Here is a 20,958-nt window from a genome sequence, read left to right as displayed (position 1 = left end):
AGATAAAGCACTTACGCACATAAAACACAAATTCCATACAGTTTACCCATTGTTTTATAGCGTTAAATGGAATATTCATGTAAAACCAGTAGCCTAATGGATGTGTTGTACCTAGCCTCTGTTGTGTTCTGTTTAAGTCGTGTGCAAAAGTTAACAGGGTGTTTTAAAAAATGTCAGACAATATTTTTACTCTTTATCCGCACCATGATTTAGACCTTAACCTATATCAGAAAGTGGACGAAATACCTGACACTCAGTCTAAACATTCAGTCCCTTTATCTGGCTCACAACTTGATCTCATCATGAACGACCACTTTAAATACATTTTTGATGTCTTTAACGACGGCTTGTTTTACATGACTGGTCAAGACCATGTGTTTTTTTACAATCCTTCTTTCTATGAGCAATTTGACATAAACAGTGGTCATATTCCTTTCGAACGTTGGCTCGAAAAAGTGCATCCATTCGATCGTGTTCTGCTGAAAACTAGCGTCGCAGAACACATACTCACAGAAGACATCCGTGATTCAGTGCAGTATCGAGTGCGTAACAAAGCGGGTCAATACATATGGATCGAAGGAGCGGGTATAACTAAGACCTTTAATGGGAAACGGTTTATTGTCGGCTGCCATCGCGATATTTCTGATAAAAAATTGATGGAAAGTTACATTCATCAAACAGCTTTTCAAGACAGTTCATCTGGTCTTGCCAATGCCCATAAATTATCCGTCGATATCGAAAAGCTATGCCAAGACTCCGACGTGTCGCATTCGCTGATATATGCACATCTTGAAGACATCCGTGCGTATCTTTCTCTCTACGGCGCCCAAACCTTACACGATCTCATGGCTCATTTTCTTTCTTCATTGAGTGGGTTACCCGACAATTTCGTTGATATTTATCGGATTCGATCTGACGACTTCGCCATTTTAGTTCGGGGCATCTACAGTGCCGACGAAATCGAAGCATTGGGTGAGCAAATTCTCTCTACTTATCAAGAATCCATTGAAGCAAACGGCTCTCTTTGGGGAAATGATATTAGTATTGGCATCTATCCAAACTTTTATCCGAGCCAACCAAGTGAAGAGATACTTAAAATTGCCTTTCGTACTTGCCAATTTGCTCGCGAAAAACAGCAAAACCGCCTCGCTATCTATCACGATAAAACTCAAGAAAAGGTTAATCGTCATTTCTACATCGAACGTGAGCTATCCCGCGCGATTCAGAACGAGAGATTAAGCGTTCGGTTCCAACCTATTGTCGATGCGAGTTCATGTAAAATTGTTAGCTTTGAAGCATTGGTCCGTTGGAAGGATAAGCAACTTGGGTGTATATTCCCCGATGAATTCATTCCAGTCGCTGAAAAGAACGGGTTTATTATCGATTTAGGCTATCTTGTGTTTCGCAAAGCATGCCAGTTTATTCAACGCTATCAGACAGAACATGACAGCAAAATTCGTGTCAACATCAACGTCTCTGTCCTGCAGCTATTAAACAACCAATTTCCAGAACAGGCAAAACAACTAGCGGACGACTATCAACTTAATCCCGACCAAATCGTGCTAGAACTCACCGAAACCGTTATTCTTGATGGCAATAAAAACGCAGTATCACAGTTATGTCGCCTAAATCAATTTGGATTTCGTCTTTCATTAGATGATTTTGGCTCTGGCTATAGTTCGATCAACAGTTTCTTTGATTTGCCGTTAAAACAGATCAAAGTGGATAAAGCGATGACTTGGCGTGCTCTTGAAAACCCTGCAACTTTGGAATACCTCAAATTCATTACCAATTTATGTCAGGATAATCAAGTGGATGTAGTGATTGAGGGAATCGAAAGTGCCGATATGCAACGCAAGTTCACGGCTATTGGCGTCAACTATTTACAAGGGTTTTGGTTTGGCAAGCCACTGAGCTTAGCCAGCGCGAGCTATACCACACAAATCTAAGTCAAGAAAGCGCAACTAATTCTTGCGTATAACTTTGCTTCGGCTGGCTGAATAATAATTGGGTTTCGCCCTGCTCAACAATTTCACCATTTCGCATCACTATTGTGTAATGACAAAGTGACTTAACCACATTTAGATCGTGACTGATAAACAAGTACGTCAAACCATACTTCGCTTGTAGTGACTTCAATAAATCGAGGATCTGCGCCTGAACGGTTCTATCAAGAGAAGATGTCGGCTCATCGAGCAAGATAAACTCCGGTTTGAGCACCAAAGCGCGGGCGATAGCAATACGTTGCCGCTGTCCTCCGGAAAACTCATTTGGATAACGAAAACGAGTTTTAGGGTCTAAATCCACTTCTTCCATTGCCTCAACAATCGCGTCATCAACCTCTTTGTCATCCATTTGTGTATGAACTTGTAAGCCTTCACCAATCACTTGTGCTACCGACATTCGCGGGTTTAATGCTGAGAATGGGTCTTGAAACACCACTTGCATTTTACTTCGATAAGGCAGCAATGCTTTTCTATCCAACCCTTGCAACTCTTGCCCTTGATAGCTGATCGAACCATGAGAATTCACCAAACGTAGAATTGCCATGCCAGTAGTCGACTTACCAGAGCCACTCTCACCAACCAGACCAATAGATTGACCTCGTTTGAGATCAAAGCCCATATCGGTCACGGCCTTAACATGAGACACCACCCGTTTTAATAACCCACCGGTGATCGGAAACCACACTCGCAATTGATCTACACGCAGCAATGACGGGGAATCAGACTCCACTTCAACTGGTAAACCTTTAGGATCAGAGTTGATTAGCTGTTTTGTATATGGATGGTTGGGATGTAGAAAAACCTGCTGGCACTCCCCGACCTCCACCAGCATGCCATTACGCATTACCGCAACTCGGTCTGCAATACGACGAACAATACTCAAATCATGGGTGATAAATAACATCGCCATACCCAGTTCTTGTTGCAGTGATTTGAGCAAATCTAATATTTGTGCTTGTACCGATACATCAAGAGCTGTCGTAGGCTCGTCTGCAATTAACAACTCAGGTTCGTTGATTAACGCCATCGCTATCATAACTCGTTGACGTTCACCGCCAGATAATTCATGCGGGTAAGCATTAATCTTTACTTCAGGATGCCTAATACCGACCTTACCTAACCATTCAATCGCAAGCGCTTCTGCCTTGCGTTGACGCAAGCCACGGTGAATGGCAACAATTTCAACCAACTGCTTACCAATCCGATGCAATGGATTGAGTGAAACCATCGGTTCTTGGAAGATCATACCAATGCGCGCACCGCGAATACCACGCAGTTGACGCTCTGAACATGCCAACATATCAATGCCATCAAACTGTATACGCCCATTGAGATAACGAGCAGAGCCTTGTGGAAGCAATTTTAAGATAGCATTGGCGGTCACCGATTTTCCCGAACCACTTTCACCCACCAGAGCGAGCGTTTCACCACGCTTAATATCCAGCGATACATCCGAGGTAACTTGCTCAACAGCGCTTGCTCGACCAAACCCAACCGACAAAGAATCAATCGATAGTAATTTTTCTGACATGATTAGTTTCCTTGTTGGTGCGGATCAAACGCATCACGCACAGCTTCACCAATAAAGACCAGCAACGTCAGCATCAGAGAAAGCACCACAAAAGCAGAGATGCCTAACCAAGGTGCTTGCAAGTTTGCTTTACCTTGCGCTAATAGCTCGCCCAATGAGGGGGATCCCGCTGGTAAACCGAAACCGAGAAAGTCTAAAGAGGTTAATGTCGTTACAGAGCCGGAAAGAATAAACGGCATCATCGTTAATGAGGCAACCATTGCGTTGGGCAGCATATGGCGCAACATAATACGACTGTCGTTGACACCCATAGCTTGTGCGGCGCGAACATAATCAAAGTTTCGACACCTTAAAAACTCCGCTCGCACAATCCCTACCAAGCTCATCCAACTAAACAACACCATAATCCCAAGCAACCACCAAAAATTGGGCTCGACAAAGCTTGATAGGATAATGAGTAAGAACAACGTCGGCATTCCTGACCAAACTTCGATAAATCGCTGCCCAATCAAATCGAGCCAACCGCCGTAATAACCTTGCGTCGCCCCGACGATCACGCCAATCACACTAGAAACGATAGTAAGCACAAAGCCAAATATAACGGAAATCCTAAAACCATAGATAATCCGAGCAAGAACATCTCGTCCTTTATCATCTGTACCAAGCCAGTTAACACTGTCGGGCGCTGACGGCACCGCTCCAACCACATTGTAGTTAATCGTGTCATAGCTAAAACGAATCAGGGGCCAAATAATGGTACCGTTCTCTTCTATCAAATCGGTGACATAGGGATCGGTATAATCCGCTTCGGTTTCAAACTCCCCACCAAATTCCGTTTCAGAATATTGAGAAAACACCGGCATGTACCATTGCTGGTCATAGTGGATAAGCAATGGTTTATCATTGGCGACAAACTCTGCAAACAAGGTAAAAACAAATAGTATGGAAAAAAGCCACAGCGAAAAAAAACCTCGCTTATTAACTTTAAACCTCTCCCATCGAGCTTGATTTAGCGGATTGCGCATTTTTGCATTTTTGACCATCAGCGCGCCTCAAAATCAATACGAGGATCGACCCATGTATAAGTGAGATCCGAAATAATACTCAAAATCAAACCCAGTAACGTCATGATATAGAGAGAACTAAACACAACAGGATAATCACGCTGGATAGTGGATTCAAAACCCAACAATCCAATTCCCTCAAGTGAGAACATAACTTCAATTAACATCGAACCGGTAAAAAATATGCTGATAAACGCACTCGGGAAACCGGCAATAATAATCAACATCGCGTTACGGAATACATGTCGATAGAGAATATTCCGATCATCGAGCCCTTTTGCCCTTGCCGTAACAACATATTGTTTATTGATTTCATCGAGAAAAGAGTTTTTAGTCAGCATGCTTAAAGTGGCAAATCCACCAATGACCATGGCAAAAATAGGCAAGGCTAAATGCCAAAAATAATCGACTATTTGCTGGTACCAAGTAAGCTGTTCAAAGTTACTCGAGACTAAGCCTCGTAGCGGAAACCAACTGAAGTAGTTACCACTAGCAAATATAATGATAAGAATAATCGCAAATAAAAAGCCGGGGATAGCATAGCCGACAATAACGAACGCACTCGACCAGATATCAAATCGCGAGCCATGATGAATCGCTTTCATTATCCCTAAAGGGATCGATATCAAATAGATGATCAACGTGCTCCAGAGCCCTAAAGAGATTGAAACGGGTAACCTTTCAACGATCAAATCAATCACGTTACCACCTTTAAATAGGCTTTCACCAAAATTAAACGTGGCGTAGTTTTTAATCATATCAAAGTAGCGTTCATGCAAAGGCTTATCAAAACCGAATTGCTTTCGGATCTCTTCAACTACCTCAGGATCCAAGCCGCGAGAGCCTTTATAACCCGTTGACGTCGCTTCTTTCGAAATATCCAACTCAACTTCTGTTCCACCACCAGAAAAGCGCTCCATGATCCCTGAAGATTGCCCTTCAATTTGTGCGATAGCCTGCTCAACAGGTCCACCCGGCGCAATTTGGATAATAAAGAAGTTGATGGTGATGATCGCCCACAACGTGGGGATCACCAATAACAAGCGTCGAAATATATAAGCGGCCATTTATCCCTCTTTAACGGCGTTTTTCTGGGAGTAACTGCGTTTTATCTTGCGATATCCACCACGTATCAATACCGAGTTCATAGATTGGCATAACCTCTGGTCGCTCAAATTTATCCCACATCGCGACACGATACTTGCCAATATGCCACTGAGGAATAATGTAGAAATTCCATTGTAAAACTCTATCTAAAGCGCGGCCTAGCGGTAATAATTTCTCAGGATTCTGTTGATTCTCAACGATTTCTTCCGTGAGAGCATCCACAACCGGATCATTGACACCTGCGGTATTGTAGGTTGAATCCATGAAGTTGGAGTTCCAAATAATCATCAGATTTGGGCTAGGATAAGGGTTCGGCGAATAAGGGGACGAAAGCATATCAAAATCCCTATCCCGCAGGCGCTTAATGTACTGTGTGGTATCTACGGTACGGATTTTCATCTCGATGCCCATACGCTTTAGGTTTTTCTGCATCGGAATCGCGATTCGTTCGGTCGTTGGGCTATACACTAAAAACTCGAAAGCCAGCGGCTGACCTGTTTCCACATTCGTCATAACCTTGTTCTTCAGATCCCAACCCGCTTCTTTCAAGAGTTTAAACGCTGTACGCATCTGACTACGAATACGCCCAGACCCATCTGTCACCGGTGGTTGATACTCTTCTGTGAACACTCGAGGTGGGACTTGACCTTTAAACTCAGCCAAAATGTTGAGCTCTTCTTCGTTAGGCAAACCCAGAGCTTCATAATCCGTATTTTGGAAAAAACTACGCGTACGAGAATACTGACCATAGAACATGTTGGTATTCATCCATTCAAAATCCATCGCATAATTTAGAGCTTCACGCACCTTAGGGTTTTTGAAGAACTCTCGTTGAGTGTTGAAGACAAAAGCCTGAGTCGATTCTGGTTTATGGTGCTGTATTTCTTCTTTGACAATAAATCCTTTGTCGAAATTCTGCCCCGTATAGGAATTAGCCCAAAACTTTGCTGAGCTCTCTAAACGAAAATCAAATTCACCCGCTTTAAACGCTTCTAGCATGACGGTATCGTCACGGTAGTAATCGTATTGCGTTTGTTTAAAATTATGTCGACCAATATTAACCGGTAGGTCTTTCGCCCAATAATCTTCCACCAGCGAATAAGTGACGCTTTGCCCCACTTTAAAATCGGTAATTTGGTAGGCTGAGCTACCGACAGGAGGTTGGGATAACGGCTCAGAAAAGTTCTTATCTTGCCAAAAGTGTTTCGGCAAGACGCGGGTAGATTGAGCTAAGCTGAATAATTTTTCACGATTGGGCTTTGCCATTTCAATGCGGACTAGCCGATCGTTTTTTGCCGTGACCGATTTGATATCTTGGTAATAGACGCGATACTGAGGGACGCCCTCTGACATAAATTTTTCAAAGCTAAACACTACGTCGTGCGCAGTAATTGGCATGCCGTCATGGAATCGAGCTTGAGGGTTTAGCTCTACTTCCATCCATGTATAATCATCAGAATATCGTACCTTCTGTGCAATGAGAGGGTAATAGGCGTCTATTTCATCACTTGGGCTATACATTAGGGTGTCGTATAGCTCCCCTGCCCCTTGAGCTGATACACCGCGAGATGCAAATCGATTAAAATTATCGTACGTACCCACCACACCATAAGTGATCTTGCCAAATTTTGGAGCGTTGGGGTTAACATAATCAAAATGACTGAAACTGTCTGGGTATTTAGCAGAGCCAAACCCAACAAGAGAGGTACTTTCAATCACAGCTGAAAGCACAGTTGAACTGGCAAGCGTAAGAACACTTCCTAAAACTAGGCGTTGAAACTTCCCCATAGCTACTCCCTTAGCATTTTATTCTATTTTTATAATTCAATTACTTGAGTAAGTATATACCGAAAAATCCGTTCAGACATAATACCTAACACTTGCAACTGTTAGGGCTCTCACTGTTTGTACCTTAATTGCAATCTGTGCTGGTATAGAAGCAACCCGCCTCGGCTGACGGGATTGCCACAATTGTAATTAGAGCATTTCTTTGGCTATCAAGTGAAGCAAGAAAGTTTCACGCTCGATACTCATTCCTTTCTTCGGACTTTCCGCTATGGTTTTCTCGTTGTGTGCAATCGCTTGGTGGATATTGAGCCACACAGGCTTCATACCATTTTTTACTTCATAATCTTCGTACGCAGTCTCGCCTAGTTCACGATCGATTTTGCAGGTATAGCAGTAAGACGTCATATGCATAATGTCAGCATCATCTTTATACCAAGGACGGAACTCTTCAAAAATACCAAACGGCTTGATGTTGTGAATATTCTGCGCGCCCGTTTCTTCTTCTAACTCGCGAACCAAACCTGCAATAACATCTTCACCTTCATCTAGACCGCCGCCTGGGATGGTGTAATCATGGTATCGCTCTGTATAGAGTAATAAAATGTCTTCGCCATCGATAACAATGGCTCTAGCCGCTTTGCGCTGAAAAACCGTTTTATCGTCAAGATGATCAATATCGGGGTGGATTGCTGTTTTTAGGTGTCTCATTGTTACTACTGATAGGCTAGAAAGGCGGCGATACTAACATAATGCGTAGTATCGGGCGACCTAACGAATTACCCCGCTTGCACAATTGGCAACGCCATCACTCGCAGTGGTCCTGCTGCACCACCATGATAGAGTTCATTCGTATCAACAAATCCCGCTTTAAAGTAGCACCTGTAGGCGGCAGTATTTAGGCAATTTACCGTCAAATAAACCGAGCGCCTTTCTGGGTAGTGATGCTTGATATAATTCGGCAGTAATCTCATCCCATCTGTGCCGTAACCCTGACCTTGCTGGTGACCATCAACAAAATAGGCTCTTAAACCTATTCCATCCGGTGGACAGAATGAATAACCGCAATGGTAGAGAAGATCGAGCAGGAAAAAACCAATCACTTTATCATTAAAAACTAGCACGTGAGGGTGAGTTGTTGCGCCTATGTTCGCCAGCATCTCTTCCATCGAACCGACGTATTTGATTTGCTCCTCAGCTAACGCTAGCTGTAACAGTTGTGTGTGATGCTCAGGTAGCATCGGGGTAATAAACAGCATGAAAATTCCTTTTTCAATGCAGAAATATCGTTATCAAAACCACTATATTTTGAAAATAAAGGCTCTCCTCTGAGAGCCTTACTATTACTTACGTAGTGCGTTGAGTTTTGCCTGAGCAATACCATAAACAGTGTCTATCGGGTAACTACCCTCATCACTTGGGGTACCCGCTGCTTTACCAGTAAAGATTTCAATTGCCTCTGTCACATGGTCAATTGCCCAAATATTGAACTCCCCTTTTTCTACCGCTTTAACAACATCGGGACGTAACATCAGATTGTGCATATTAGAACGGGGAATAATAACCCCTTGCTTTGATGTTCTCCCTTTTATGCTACAAACATCAAAGAAACCTTCAATTTTTTCATTCACACCACCAATTGGCTGTGACTCACCAAACTGATTCATTGATCCGGTGATCGCAATATCTTGCCTATTGGCTTGCTTTGAAAATGCCGAAACAACAGCACAAAACTCAGCCATACTCGCACTGTCACCATCAACACCACCGTACGATTGTTCAAACGTAATCGTCGTGGTCAACGGGACTTTTGCCGTTTTACCAAATACCGATGAAAGATACGCCGTTAAGATCATCACCCCTTTGGAGTGAATGCTGCCACCTAAATCAACACTACGTTCAATATCGATCACATCGCCATCACCATAACAAGTCGTCGCAGTAATTCGATTTGGCGCACCAAACATATACTCACTCGTACTGAGAACAGATAGCGCATTAACTTGCCCTATTGCCACACCTTCCGTATGAATCAATGTAGTACCATTAATAAAGCCTTCCATCACTGCGTCTTTTAAACGGCTCACTCGTAACTCTTGGTTATCCAATGCTTCCAACACGTGACTTGAGCGGATCATATTAGCGTTAGCTTGCTTAGCCACGTAATTTGATTCACGCAGTAAGTTAGCTATATTCGCTGAGTGCAATGACAGCTTATTTTGATCACCAGCAAGCCTTGAACTGTGCTCAATAATGCGGGCGATGGCTTTGCGATCACAATGAAGCATGTTGTTATCGTGGACCACACTTGAAATGAACCTAGCGTAATGCATTTCTGAGTCCGGAGTACGTTTCATCTCATCTTCAAAATCAGCGGTTACCCGGAACAATTCACCAAACTCAGGATCGTAATGTCGCAATAGTTGATAAGTGCGATAGTCACCAAATAGGATAATTTTAACATCGAGTGGAATAGGCTCTGGGTCAAGCGACACCGCACCAGTTAAAGTCAGTTCTTTCTCAAGCGAAGTAAAACTAAGCTGGCGTGAACGCAGGGCCCGTTTTAGACCATCCCATACGTAAGGTTGCTCAAGCACTTTTTGCGCATCCATAAGCAGCACGCCACCATTGGCTTTATGTAAACTGCCTGCACGAATCAATGAAAAATCAGTAAAGACCGTACCCTTGTATGTCGCTGTCTCAATGTAGCCAAACAAACTGTGGTAATTGGGGTTTTCTTCCACCACCACAGGAAATTCACACGCATCACGGTTAACCAGAGTATTGACTTTATATCTTCGAGGTAGCTTCTTATCGAGTGATGCTGCGGCTATCTCTGCTTGTTCGTTACCTTGCTCTAAAAATATATCAGCGTTCTCAACAATATCCTTCTTCAACTCTGACAGATGTGTTTTGATTTCTGGATACTGTGAATAGTTGATTTTAAGCTTCTTAATAAAATGATCGATTACGTCTAGTGTCACATCATCATTTAACTTTTTGATTTTTTCGCTAAAAGTCTCTTCCCACTCGGTTAGCTCCCTAACCATATTCCGCAGTTGTACCTCGAGCTCATCGATAGTGCTACCAAATTGCTCCTGCTCTTTAATCGATAGTTGGTCAAAGCTCTCTTCTGTATGCAATTCTTCCCCATCCATAGCGACAAACTGATAATCGCCTTGGGTCGTCATTGTTAAGCTTATGTTCTTCTCTTGGGCTTCTTTACTGATTGATTCAAGTTCAAGTGCCTGCTTTTGAGTCAATTGAGAATTGAGTTTCTCGGCACGGCTGATATATATCTCGTTATCAAACGCTAATGGTATCGCAACCACCAGTTTAGCAATCATTTTTTCTATATCTTGCTTTAAGCTCTTACCAACACCGCAAGGTAATTTGAGCACCTTAGGTGTTCGGTTATTCGCAAAATCAGAAACATAGCACCAGTCATACAAATCAGAGACATTGCTTTTATGACGATGCAAATAACGCAGTATCATTGTGCGTTTACCTAGACCATTCTGACCAATGGCATAGATGTTATAGCCCTTCTCTTTAATCGACATAGCAAATTCAACTGCTTTTTGCGCACGTTCCTGACCCACTATCTCATCAATTGGTGACAAATCTTTGGTCGACTTGCTCGGTAACTGATCGAGTTCGGTTGCATGGTAAAGTTGACTCGCTATAAGCTTTTCTATCGTCATCTTCATTTCCTTATTACTGCGCCTGTCTTAATTTACATTGTAGTTTGATTTCATTTACATTTTAGTGACTTAGGCTGTAATCGAGTTTAACCGCTCAAATAGTAGTCGATTTTTATGCTAATGATATTTATTTGCAATTGATATCTATTTGCATTTAAATAACGCGAGTTTGCTTTAGAAAAGCATGGTTGTTATTGAGGAGTTGGTTAGGATGGATTTACAACAGTGTTGGAGTCACTACTTAAAAGCAGAACAATTGCTTGAGCAAGGTCATTGGCCCGAAGCCCAGTATCTATACGACCAAGTGCTCAGTCATCTACCAACACATATTCATGAAGCAGTCGCCAGTTTACAAACCAAACCTTGCCAGTTTGTATGCTTAATAATCGGCTACCGTGATGCCGCTGTTTCACAATCACAGATATTAAATCGCATGGGACGATATCAAGCCGCTTTCGACTGCTTGAATCAAGCCTATGCACTGCTGCAATTTCTCTCCATTGAGCAATGTGAGTTAGTCAATTCAACTGGACATCAAATCTCAAAAGCCAGTGATGACCTTCTCAAGCACATCGGTGCTTTTTGTTCTTCACAAAGAAACGCGAATTGGATGTTTGAATTTGAATTGCTACAAAAAGCTCAGCACTATTTCGACACATTGAAATACGCTCAACAGATACCAACTCGTACACACGTGATCAATTGATAAGGAAGTACAATGTCACCATCACCTATACTCACGGTTTCTCAGCTATCAGTGCGTTTTGAGACCAACGACGGCCCTGTCGATGCGGTAAAAGACGTCACATTCGAACTTTATAAAGGTGAAACCCTCGCGATTGTTGGTGAATCGGGCAGTGGCAAATCGGTTTCGACCAACGCTATCATGCGCCTACTGCCAACAAACGCTTCCGTCGCTGCAGAAACTGCTATTCGTTTTGAAGATCATGAAATCACTAAAATTAGTGAAAAGCAGATGCGCAAGATTCGCGGAGACCGAATTGGAATGATCTTCCAAGAGCCGATGACATCACTCAATCCTTATATGAGAGTGGGCGAGCAAGTTGCTGAGGCAATCAAATGCCATCGCCCTGTATCTCGTGTCACCGCAAAGCAGAAGGTGCTTGAGTTATTTGACTTGGTTCAGTTACCAGAGCCAACCACCGCCTATAAAAAATACCCACATGAATTTTCTGGCGGTCAATTACAACGAATTATGATTGCAATGGCGTTGATCAATGAGCCAGACATCCTGATTGCGGATGAACCGACTACTGCCTTAGATGTGACAGTACAGGCAGAAGTACTTAACTTGATCAAAGAAATTCAATCTAAAATGGGCATGGCAATTCTGTTCATCACCCACGATTTAGGCGTTGTAAAACATCTAGCCGACCGCGTAATTGTCATGCGCTATGGGCAGATAGTAGAAGCAGGGTCTTGCCAACAGATCTTTCGTTCGCCCGAGCACGACTACACTAAGATGCTGATAAACTCTATCCCTAAGGGCAGTAAACAACCAGTCGCTGAACACGCTTCGCAACTGCTACAAGCAAATGACATTCGAGTTAAGTTTTTGGTGAAGCCACATTTTATAGCCAGCAAAAATACTTATTTTGAGGCGGTAAAAGGGATCTCCTTGCAACTCAAACAGGGCGAAACCTTAGGTATTGTAGGCGAATCAGGCTCAGGAAAATCCACTCTCGGGCGTGCGATCATTGGCTTATTACCCAGTAACGGCAAGATTGAATATAAGGGTATGGATGTAAATAAGCTCAATGACAAACAACGTTTTGCATTGAAAAAAGATATCCAAATGGTTTTTCAAGATCCGTATGGTTCACTATCACCAAGAATGACGGTTGGTGAAATTATTTCCGAAGGCTTAACCGTTCATCAACCACAACTAAGTAAGAGTGAACGATTAATTCGCGCCAAAAAAGCACTGGTTGAAGTACGCCTAGAGCCTAACGCCATAAATCGTTACCCTCATGAATTTTCAGGTGGGCAAAGACAAAGAATTGCGATCGCTCGTGCGTTAATTCTAGAGCCTTCATTTATTTTACTCGATGAACCGACATCAGCTCTCGATCGCTCAGTGCAACTGACCGTTATTGAATTACTTAAAGAGCTTCAACTTAAACACAATATTGGCTACTTGTTCATAAGCCATGATTTGAGCGTGGTAAAAGCGCTATCTGATCGCGTGCTTGTCATGCAAAAAGGGGAAGTGATGGAGCAAGGTAGCGCGGAGGAAATATTCACAAATCCTCAGCATGAATACACCAAAAAGTTAATTAGCGCATCTTTTGATTTGGAAGAGAGCAAACACGCAATTGCTTAACTCCCTCTCCACTGTAACTCCCATCGCGCTGTATTGTACCCAAGTAACCTCAAGTCACTTGGGTATAGATGGCACCATTAAAAATAGTGAGCCATTTCGATATAGCGCGTTTTGATGTGTTCTATCAACAACTTTACTTTCTTCGGTGGCTGGCGGGTAAATGGGTAAACCGCGTAAATGCCAAGCCGCTTACCAACTTGTTCTGGGAACAAATCAATCAAGTCACCGCGATTTAAATCATGGTAGACCAAGCAATGAGGCATATAGGCGATACCGCATCCGCCCAGTGCGGCTTTTCGCAACGCCGTGGCATTGTCTGTAGAAAAATTGCCTGACACTCTAATAATATTATTACGCTTTATTCCTTTGAACTCCCAATCACTCGCACCTGTGGTTTGATAAGCGTATTGCAAGCAATTGTGATTGAGTAAATCATTCGGTTTCTGCGGCTTACCAAACCTTGCTATGTATTCAGGCGATGCGCACACAACCCATTGAGAATCAATAATGTGCCTCGCAATAAGACTAGAGTCTTCTAAGTACCCGGTACGGATAACAAGATCATAACCATCTCCGATGAGGTCAACGAAGCGATTATCTAACGACATGTCTACCGTTAAACCAGGATGTAAGTTACAGAATTCAGCTACTGCCTGAGCCAACAATAAGTCACCAGAGATAGTTGGTACCGACATTTTAATATGCCCGGTAACCCTTTCACCAAAGCCCGACACCGAATCAGCTGCTTCTTGAGTGGCTTGCTTCACATTTTTGGCACCTTGTAACAAAGCTCTACCCGCTTCAGTTAGGGTCAACTTTCGCGTCGTTCGATATAGTAATTGGACACCAGCCTGCTCTTCCAAACGAGCAATCCTTTTGCTAACTACCGAATTTGTAAGATTATTTTGTTCCGCAACTTTACTAAAACTTCCCAGTTCAAACACTTGAGAAAATAAAATCAAATCATCAGCGCGCATCTAATTACACCATTTTTGGAACTAATAATTTTCATTATCTCCCTATATCCATAAAAAATAAAGCGTACCATTCACATTGAATTAACATCGAAATCACAAAAATTCTAATTATAATTTATTCGTCAGCTTTTATTAGTTCTGCCCGAGAAAGGAAGTACTCATGAACGAAATCCTCTTAGCTCTAGTCGCTTTTTCACCAATAGTGGTGGCAGCGATTCTCCTCGTTGGTCTTAACTGGCCAGCCAAACGTGCGATGCCTATCGCTTTTGGACTAACGGTAATCATTGCCCTTGTTTTCTGGGATATGTCTGTAACGCGCGTCGTTGCCTCTGTTTTCCAAGGCCTTGGCATTACGGTTTCAGTACTCTGGATTGTGTTTGGCGCTATCTTTTTGCTCAACACTCTTAAACACACCGGAGCAATAACAACCATACGCAATGGATTTACAGATATTTCCGAAGATCGTCGCGTACAAGCCATCATCATCGCTTGGTGTTTCGGCTCTTTTATTGAAGGTGCTTCTGGGTTCGGTACACCAGCGGCTATCGCCGCCCCTCTGCTTGTTGCAATTGGATTCCCAGCCCTCGCTGCAGTATTGATGGGAATGATGATTCAATCGACGCCTGTGTCGTTTGGCGCAGTTGGTACGCCGATTATTGTGGGAGTCAACAAAGGACTCGATACACACATGATTAGCAATGCCTTACTGGAGAATGGCTCAAGCTGGGATGTTTACTTACAACAGATAACTTCAAGCGTTGCCATTATCCACGCTTGTGTTGGTACATTGATTCCTGTGCTAATGGCAGTGATGCTAACCCGTTTCTTTGGCAAGAATAAAAGCTGGCGTGAAGGTTTAGATATCTTACCGTTTGCCTTGTTTGCTGGTGTTGCATTCACGGTACCTTACGCTTTAACTGGGGTATTTTTAGGCGCCGAATTCCCTTCATTAATTGGTGGCTTGTTTAGCTTGGCCATCGTTGTAACTGCAGCAAAAAAAGGTTTCTTGGTACCTAAAAGTAAATGGGACTTCGAATCTGAAGATAAATGGCCGGCAGAATGGCTAGGCTCTTTGAAAATAGAAATAAAAACTGACACCACTAAACCAATGAGTTTGCCGTTAGCCTGGGCACCATATGTTTTACTTGCAGTCGTTCTTGTAGCGAGCCGTGTCAGTAGCGAGTTTAAAGCCATGCTAACCGGAGTGAGCCTAAGCTTTAGTAACATTCTTGGTGAGACCGGTATTAGCACCGCTATACAACCGCTGTACTTACCGGGAGGCATTTTAGTCTTTGTTGCTTTGATCGCCGTATTGTTACAAGCCAAAAGCTTCAAACCCCTTAGCCCTGCGTTTGCCGAATCAAGCAAAACACTGATTGGTGCCGGTTTTGTATTACTGTTCACAATTCCAATGGTGCGTATCTTTATTAACTCTGGCGTCAACGGTGCCGATCTAGCGAGCATGCCAGTCACGACAGCTAATTTTGCTGCTGGCGCTGTAGGTTCTGCGTTCCCTTCTCTGAGTGCAACCGTCGGCGCTCTGGGGGCTTTCATCGCGGGATCAAATACGGTTTCAAATATGATGTTTAGCCAATTCCAATTCGAAGTGGCACAAACGCTCTCTATCTCAAGTGTTATCGTAGTGGCATTGCAAGCTGTTGGGGCTGCCGCGGGTAATATGATTGCAATTCACAATGTAGTCGCGGCTTCTGCCACTGTGGGGCTGTTAGGTCGCGAAGGTGCAACCCTGCGTAGAACTATTATACCGACTTTCTATTACTTGGTCATGACTGGAATTATTGGTCTTGTCGTTATCTATGGCTTCCAGTTCACTGACGTATTAATGAAGTAGCAAGATAATTTTAAGCAAGCAGCAAAAGATTAACCACTTTTGTTGACCATTTTTGGCGTTGATGTTCATTAAGTCCGACAAGACTGCGATTATGTTTATTGATAATCGCTCCCCCCACGGACATCAACGCCAATTTCTATGCAAATGAATGTTAAACCTGACAAATAGCATCGTTTCTTCGCTCGAAAGCTGCCATTATATCCAAGTAAGACGTAATGCAGGAGTCGAAATGAAGATCATCATTTTACATGGGTTATATATGCATGGTTTAGCTATGCAGCCTTTAAGCCACAAACTACGGAGCCTCGGCTACCAGACAAAGGTGATTACCTACAATACTCTAGCGATAGAAAAAAACCGCGTATTTGAAAAAATTGATCAAGCCCTATCACTAGATACCACCAATGTACTTGTTGGTCATAGCCTTGGCGGTCTCATCATCAAAGCCTACTTAGACACGAGAAAACCATCACAGCAGATGATTAGCCACGTCATCACTATTGGTACGCCAATCAAAGGGGCATCTATTGTGCAACGTATTCAAGAACTTGGAATTGATGCCATATTAGGTAACTCACCAGAACACGGCTTAAAGATGCATCACGATAAATGGGAATTCACGCAAAAGCTGGGATGTATAGCAGGAACACTACCCGTTGGAGCCCGCGCACTATTAATGATGGATAGATCAATTTTGTCTGACGGTACTGTTACCGTAGAAGAGACGATGATTGAAGGCATGACAGACCATATCCAAACCCCTAGTTCGCATACCAGTCTTATATATAATTCGTTTGTCCCTAAACAAATTGACCATTTTATTCAGTCGGGTTGCTTTGACTGCTCTTAGCTGCAACTTAAAACTTTCCACCCTATTAGTTATCTATGTCTAAAGGATTGACCCTTCGATTTTGATTATAGGGATCTGGCTTAGATCCAAATTATTTAGACAACGGGCATTAACGGCCCAGCCCGTAAAGGGGATTTTGCCTTGTGCAATTTCAATCTGAGTTAATTGACTCGGTTTCCGAAACGGGAGAATGCCACATTTAGGGCAAAAATAATCTTCGGCGGTTCCAGAGCCCCATTGATATAAACGCATCTCTTCCAAAGGAGTAAAGATTGTTAAGCTTTCTTTTGCAACCCTGAAATTGAGTGCTCCTCTTCGGATACAGATAGAGCAATCGCATTCACGAAGGTGGTTAATGTCAGCTGAAACTTCAAATTGAATCAAACCGCAATGACATGAACCTGAGTATGTTTTTAGCATCTTTTCCTCGATAGTGCTCAACATGATGATCTGGCTTTAATTGGTACTTTTCGTCTGACAATGCCTTAATACACTCACGGTTTTTCCAATATGTTAGAGTTTTCCTTATGATCTCGTGGTTACCACACAGGTTTCAAACCAGACCAATTATCCAACCAGCCTTTTGACATCAAGCGCTCACTGAAAACAGCCAAGGAACGCTTAGGATTGTGTGTAACCTGCAGGTTAAATAGTGATTCAAAACCAAATGCCGAAATGCATTCGTAACGACCATTCTCTAATTTTCGGATCGCGACAGCGGTTTCTTTTTCTGGCCAATAACTCATTGCATCAATGATGTTAAAATACGGCTTATCACCGTTTCGTTTATGCATAATAGCTTGGTTGCGGACTTGCCAATTTAAACTTGGCATCATTTCAGAAAGCTGAGCTTCGGCTAATTGGTAGAGTTCAGGGTTGGATTCGCTTTCATTAAAGTAGATGACATCAACATCATTCAAAAGCGTTGGTACTATTTTGTGATGCAAGTGATCCCACACCAAATTGCGTACGAAACCCGCCGCTAAGTAACAGTTGGGTAAATTGAGTTGATGAACACAAGCAAGCGCGTTAACTCTTAATTCATCTTTTACAATTAATTCTATTACTCTATCCACACTCGCCCTGCCTCAATACTATGGATATGTTCTTAGCTCCATTGACACGCAATCAATCCCTTCCCCAAAACCATTTTTGATTATGTTCGTGGTCAAAAATCCCTGTTTTCTATAAAACCCTTCCGTGTGCTGTGAAGTTTCAATAATCACTTTAGCAATATCACGATCAGCTTTTAGGTTACTCAACCTAAAAGCTGTGAGTTTGGTACCTAGCCCTTTACCATGGAATTCTCGTTGAACCATTCCCCAAGTAAGAGTCGCAACATTAGATTGCTTGTTGACACCGCCACAGGCTAATACCCTCCCTTGCGAAAGGTAGACACAGTAATCATTTGATACGCCAAGTGAGTCTAAATATTCAATAAATTCTTCACGTTCACTTGAATCAAAATATTTACCTAAGTTGCTGTCAAATACGACTAGGCACTGCTCTTTATATCTTTTCTCATAGGGCTGATATTCCATTTCATTTTTCCTGTTCTTGTGAATCAGCGTTCAACGGCGACAACAAGATAACCCCAACATGACCAAGCCAAGCGTAATTATTCGACTAACTCTGCTAGTTCCTGACACTCGGGAGTTTCAAATTCTTCTTCAAGATCAGTACAGACTAATGCGTTCATGCTTTTTAGGCATGAAACGGCGGCATCTCGCTGAGCAGAAGATGATGATAACACTGCGAATTCTTGCTTCATTGTTTGGCAGCTATCGGCTAGAACTGATTCAATCATTTGCCTCGCTGCATTATCAGACGGTAACCCATCAAGGTGTGGCGACGCACATTGCGTCATTTTGTCACAAAACAGCTGAACTTCCTCTTCAAGAGCATTGCCCATAACACTGGAAGCAGACAGAGCCGTAAGTAGACCCGCTATGGTGATAAAAGCTCGATTATGTGATCGAATATTTTGACGTTTCATGTATCCATTCCTTAGATTTTCCAGTAATACTGATATATTAAAACTGGCAATTGAAAACCACTCATTGCTTGTATTAGGTCTGATGTAACGAACCTCAGATTGAGGTACACCATCAACGATTCCAACAGCGTACCTTAAAGCCTAAATTACAATTAGCGCCCCACCCTAGCACCATGAACCTCTCCTTTGAATACACCAATCCGTGTAGAGTCGCATTTTGTACAAAACTAAAAGCCATATTCATGTTATTCAATGTATGACTTCAGGCTTTCATTACTTTTAAACGGTTACAGCAATAGAGCCCGTGACACAAAAATCAAGAGGAACCTACTATTCAATCAGGACAATTACTACGTATAATACCAACATAATCTATACCAACACGACACTAACAACATGATTACTCTATTCACTAATTTTGGTGATATCGAAATAGAACTTAATTTGGACAAAGCACCTGTAAGTTCAAAAAATTTCAAAAAGTACTGCGAAGATGGATTTTACGAAGGTACTATTTTTCACCGTGTTATCGAAGGATTTATGATTCAAGGCGGTGGTTTTACTGCAGAAATGCAAGAGAAACCAACACGAGATCCTATTGTTAATGAAGCAAATCGAGGGTTAAAGAACCAGATCGGTACTATCGCGATGGCACGAACCGATGCTCCTCATTCTGCCACGGCTCAGTTTTTTATTAATCTTGATGACAATGATTTTTTGGATTATACGGCGACAACGAATTTAGGTTGGGGGTACGCAGTTTTCGGTAAAGTAACTGCTGGAATGAATGTAGTTAATAAAATTGCCCAAGCCAAAATTACATCTAAGTGTGGTCACGATGATGTACCATGTGAGCCTATTATCGTTGAGCGTGTAACTATAGAATAACGTAATGAAAATCAGGTCTTGAAATTTGCTAAGCCATCAGAAAGACCTGATCAATTATATTTGTACCGCTGATTAAACACTATGTTTATACCCAAGTGACTTCAAGATGCAGGATTCAAAGTGTTGTCACTTGGATGCATGTGTTAGCTATTAACCGATGGGCTTACACGTACCCAAAAAAGTACTTTCATATTTATAAGAAGTGATGACACCTTGTTCATCAGTAAAGAAAATGTAAGTGCAGCTGTCGCTGAATATTTTGTACTCAATTTCAACCTCACCTTTTTCGTTAGTGTTCTTCTGCTCTGGCTCACCCCACTGTGAAATCAGCTCATTTACATGATGACCAGACCAACTTTCTCCAAACGAGCTTTCACTTACAAATAATGAACAACCACCTAAAATCGCAGTCATACTAAGAGCGATGAATTTTAGCCTCACTGTTATTCCTTTCCAAATACTGTCTTTATCGACCAGCGCTGACGTTATCAGCTATAGCTATGGTTGAAAAGGTTCTATCTCAAGATTCGGCATTCAAACTCCTGTCACTTTTATTGCGGCGCTGACGGATCCCCTCATAATTCCCCCAGTCCGGCGTTGTGCGTGAGCCGTTGATATTCAAGTATTGCCCATTGATATTGGGACTCATGAATTTGATACCGTCGATGGCTCCGAACTTCCCGCCCTAAGCGAGGTATTGAAAGCACTCTGCGATGTTTTATGGTGTTGGCTTGAAAGTCAAAATGCCACTTCGCTTGCACGGCAGCTAAGCCATTCCACCACATCAAAACTTCTGCTAACAACGCGATGAGTAGCAGTATATCTAAACGCTTAGTACAACGGCTTCGGTTATG

General features: G+C 42.5%; 19 protein-coding genes and 1 pseudogene. 6 read left to right on the top strand and 14 right to left on the bottom strand.

What is annotated here, in order from left to right; genetic code table 11:
* Nucleotides 1-302: 302 nt before the first annotated feature.
* A complete protein-coding gene (locus L4C38_RS02975; protein ID WP_428796422.1) occupies nucleotides 303-1,949 on the top strand; it encodes a bifunctional diguanylate cyclase/phosphodiesterase in 1,647 nt (548 codons plus the stop codon).
* A gap of 1 nt (nucleotide 1,950) precedes the next feature.
* Here the strand turns inward: L4C38_RS02975 and L4C38_RS02970 are convergent, their stop codons facing one another.
* From L4C38_RS02970 to L4C38_RS02940, 7 genes are all read right to left on the bottom strand, one after another.
* Nucleotides 1,951-3,537 (bottom strand): ABC transporter ATP-binding protein, encoded by a 1,587-nt coding sequence (locus tag L4C38_RS02970; RefSeq protein ID WP_428796041.1) that lies wholly within the window; start codon nucleotides 3,535-3,537, stop codon nucleotides 1,951-1,953.
* A 2-nt stretch (nucleotides 3,538-3,539) separates the two neighbouring features.
* Nucleotides 3,540-4,580: an ABC transporter permease gene (locus L4C38_RS02965; protein WP_428796040.1), complete on the bottom strand. Its 1,041-nt coding sequence runs from the start codon at nucleotides 4,578-4,580 to the stop codon at nucleotides 3,540-3,542.
* On the bottom strand, nucleotides 4,580-5,668 hold the full coding sequence (locus L4C38_RS02960; RefSeq protein ID WP_428796039.1) for a microcin C ABC transporter permease YejB: 1,089 nt from the start codon (nucleotides 5,666-5,668) through the stop codon (nucleotides 4,580-4,582). The genes L4C38_RS02965 and L4C38_RS02960 overlap by 1 nt, the downstream gene beginning before the upstream one ends.
* 10 nt (nucleotides 5,669-5,678) lie before the next feature.
* Complete coding sequence (locus L4C38_RS02955) at nucleotides 5,679-7,496, bottom strand: extracellular solute-binding protein (protein WP_428796038.1); 1,818 nt, start codon at nucleotides 7,494-7,496, stop codon at nucleotides 5,679-5,681.
* A gap of 189 nt (nucleotides 7,497-7,685) precedes the next feature.
* Nucleotides 7,686-8,204: an NUDIX hydrolase gene (locus tag L4C38_RS02950; RefSeq protein WP_428796037.1), complete on the bottom strand. Its 519-nt coding sequence runs from the start codon at nucleotides 8,202-8,204 to the stop codon at nucleotides 7,686-7,688.
* 68 nt (nucleotides 8,205-8,272) lie between these two features.
* Nucleotides 8,273-8,752, bottom strand: coding sequence for a GNAT family N-acetyltransferase (locus L4C38_RS02945; RefSeq protein WP_428796036.1), 480 nt, complete (start codon nucleotides 8,750-8,752; stop codon nucleotides 8,273-8,275).
* Nucleotides 8,753-8,836: 84 nt separating this feature from the next.
* The gene (locus L4C38_RS02940; protein WP_428796035.1) at nucleotides 8,837-11,197 is read right to left on the bottom strand and encodes a Lon protease family protein; all 2,361 of its coding nucleotides are present in this window, start codon (nucleotides 11,195-11,197) and stop codon (nucleotides 8,837-8,839) included.
* A 211-nt stretch (nucleotides 11,198-11,408) separates the two neighbouring features.
* Between L4C38_RS02940 and L4C38_RS02935 the strand changes: the two genes are divergently transcribed.
* Nucleotides 11,409-11,903, top strand: coding sequence for a hypothetical protein (locus L4C38_RS02935; RefSeq protein WP_428796034.1), 495 nt, complete (start codon nucleotides 11,409-11,411; stop codon nucleotides 11,901-11,903).
* A 12-nt stretch (nucleotides 11,904-11,915) separates the two neighbouring features.
* Nucleotides 11,916-13,541 carry an ABC transporter ATP-binding protein gene (locus tag L4C38_RS02930; RefSeq protein WP_428796033.1) on the top strand — a complete coding sequence of 542 codons (1,626 nt, stop codon included), beginning with the start codon at nucleotides 11,916-11,918 and terminating at the stop codon, nucleotides 13,539-13,541.
* 77 nt (nucleotides 13,542-13,618) lie between these two features.
* Here the strand turns inward: L4C38_RS02930 and L4C38_RS02925 are convergent, their stop codons facing one another.
* The gene (locus L4C38_RS02925; protein ID WP_428796032.1) at nucleotides 13,619-14,518 is read right to left on the bottom strand and encodes a LysR family transcriptional regulator; all 900 of its coding nucleotides are present in this window, start codon (nucleotides 14,516-14,518) and stop codon (nucleotides 13,619-13,621) included.
* Between the two features lie 160 nt (nucleotides 14,519-14,678).
* On the opposite strand from L4C38_RS02925, the gene L4C38_RS02920 reads away from it, so the two are divergent.
* The gene (locus tag L4C38_RS02920) at nucleotides 14,679-16,370 is read left to right on the top strand and encodes an L-lactate permease (protein WP_428796031.1); all 1,692 of its coding nucleotides are present in this window, start codon (nucleotides 14,679-14,681) and stop codon (nucleotides 16,368-16,370) included.
* A 229-nt stretch (nucleotides 16,371-16,599) separates the two neighbouring features.
* Nucleotides 16,600-17,220 (top strand): esterase/lipase family protein, encoded by a 621-nt coding sequence (locus L4C38_RS02915; protein WP_428796030.1) that lies wholly within the window; start codon nucleotides 16,600-16,602, stop codon nucleotides 17,218-17,220.
* Nucleotides 17,221-17,259: 39 nt separating this feature from the next.
* On the opposite strand, the gene L4C38_RS21300 is transcribed toward L4C38_RS02915, so the two are convergent.
* The 4 genes from L4C38_RS21300 to L4C38_RS02900 all read right to left on the bottom strand — a co-directional run bounded on the left by L4C38_RS21300 (nucleotide 17,260) and on the right by L4C38_RS02900 (nucleotide 19,216).
* The gene (locus tag L4C38_RS21300; RefSeq protein ID WP_489686410.1) at nucleotides 17,260-17,640 is read right to left on the bottom strand and encodes a GFA family protein; all 381 of its coding nucleotides are present in this window, start codon (nucleotides 17,638-17,640) and stop codon (nucleotides 17,260-17,262) included.
* Nucleotides 17,641-17,759: 119 nt separating this feature from the next.
* Nucleotides 17,760-18,296, bottom strand: coding sequence for a nucleotidyltransferase family protein (locus L4C38_RS02910; RefSeq protein WP_428796029.1), 537 nt, complete (start codon nucleotides 18,294-18,296; stop codon nucleotides 17,760-17,762).
* An 18-nt stretch (nucleotides 18,297-18,314) separates the two neighbouring features.
* Nucleotides 18,315-18,761, bottom strand: coding sequence for a GNAT family N-acetyltransferase (locus tag L4C38_RS02905; protein WP_428796028.1), 447 nt, complete (start codon nucleotides 18,759-18,761; stop codon nucleotides 18,315-18,317).
* A gap of 77 nt (nucleotides 18,762-18,838) precedes the next feature.
* A complete protein-coding gene (locus L4C38_RS02900) occupies nucleotides 18,839-19,216 on the bottom strand; it encodes a hypothetical protein (protein ID WP_428796027.1) in 378 nt (125 codons plus the stop codon).
* A 396-nt stretch (nucleotides 19,217-19,612) separates the two neighbouring features.
* Between L4C38_RS02900 and L4C38_RS02895 the strand changes: the two genes are divergently transcribed.
* Entirely contained in the window at nucleotides 19,613-20,104 is a 492-nt protein-coding gene (locus tag L4C38_RS02895; protein ID WP_428796026.1) for a peptidylprolyl isomerase, read from the top strand.
* A gap of 150 nt (nucleotides 20,105-20,254) precedes the next feature.
* Here the strand turns inward: L4C38_RS02895 and L4C38_RS02890 are convergent, their stop codons facing one another.
* Nucleotides 20,255-20,545: a hypothetical protein gene (locus L4C38_RS02890; RefSeq protein WP_428796025.1), complete on the bottom strand. Its 291-nt coding sequence runs from the start codon at nucleotides 20,543-20,545 to the stop codon at nucleotides 20,255-20,257.
* A 134-nt stretch (nucleotides 20,546-20,679) separates the two neighbouring features.
* A pseudogene (locus tag L4C38_RS02885) lies at nucleotides 20,680-20,958 on the bottom strand (IS4 family transposase); the annotation flags it as partial.

The organism is Vibrio kasasachensis, from assembly GCF_050337565.1.
Taxonomy (GTDB): Bacteria; Pseudomonadota; Gammaproteobacteria; order Enterobacterales; family Vibrionaceae; genus Vibrio; species Vibrio kasasachensis.
Note: the sequence above shows the minus strand (reverse complement) of the source record. Positions and strands in the feature narration are given on the sequence as shown.

Bases quoted from the DNA above. Each gene is read 5' to 3' on its own strand.
- L4C38_RS02975 (WP_428796422.1), top strand. From the start codon at position 303: ATGAACGACCACTTTAAATACATTTTTGATGTCTTTAACGACGGCTTG.
- L4C38_RS02970 (WP_428796041.1), bottom strand. From the start codon at position 3,537: ATGTCAGAAAAATTACTATCGATTGATTCTTTGTCGGTTGGGTTTGGT.
- L4C38_RS02965 (WP_428796040.1), bottom strand. From the start codon at position 4,580: ATGGTCAAAAATGCAAAAATGCGCAATCCGCTAAATCAAGCTCGATGG.
- L4C38_RS02960 (WP_428796039.1), bottom strand. From the start codon at position 5,668: ATGGCCGCTTATATATTTCGACGCTTGTTATTGGTGATCCCCACGTTG.
- L4C38_RS02955 (WP_428796038.1), bottom strand. From the start codon at position 7,496: ATGGGGAAGTTTCAACGCCTAGTTTTAGGAAGTGTTCTTACGCTTGCC.
- L4C38_RS02950 (WP_428796037.1), bottom strand. From the start codon at position 8,204: ATGAGACACCTAAAAACAGCAATCCACCCCGATATTGATCATCTTGAC.
- L4C38_RS02945 (WP_428796036.1), bottom strand. From the start codon at position 8,752: ATGCTGTTTATTACCCCGATGCTACCTGAGCATCACACACAACTGTTA.
- L4C38_RS02940 (WP_428796035.1), bottom strand. From the start codon at position 11,197: ATGACGATAGAAAAGCTTATAGCGAGTCAACTTTACCATGCAACCGAA.
- L4C38_RS02935 (WP_428796034.1), top strand. From the start codon at position 11,409: ATGGATTTACAACAGTGTTGGAGTCACTACTTAAAAGCAGAACAATTG.
- L4C38_RS02930 (WP_428796033.1), top strand. From the start codon at position 11,916: ATGTCACCATCACCTATACTCACGGTTTCTCAGCTATCAGTGCGTTTT.
- L4C38_RS02925 (WP_428796032.1), bottom strand. From the start codon at position 14,518: ATGCGCGCTGATGATTTGATTTTATTTTCTCAAGTGTTTGAACTGGGA.
- L4C38_RS02920 (WP_428796031.1), top strand. From the start codon at position 14,679: ATGAACGAAATCCTCTTAGCTCTAGTCGCTTTTTCACCAATAGTGGTG.
- L4C38_RS02915 (WP_428796030.1), top strand. From the start codon at position 16,600: ATGAAGATCATCATTTTACATGGGTTATATATGCATGGTTTAGCTATG.
- L4C38_RS21300 (WP_489686410.1), bottom strand. From the start codon at position 17,640: ATGCTAAAAACATACTCAGGTTCATGTCATTGCGGTTTGATTCAATTT.
- L4C38_RS02905 (WP_428796028.1), bottom strand. From the start codon at position 18,761: ATGGAATATCAGCCCTATGAGAAAAGATATAAAGAGCAGTGCCTAGTC.
- L4C38_RS02900 (WP_428796027.1), bottom strand. From the start codon at position 19,216: ATGAAACGTCAAAATATTCGATCACATAATCGAGCTTTTATCACCATA.
- L4C38_RS02895 (WP_428796026.1), top strand. From the start codon at position 19,613: ATGATTACTCTATTCACTAATTTTGGTGATATCGAAATAGAACTTAAT.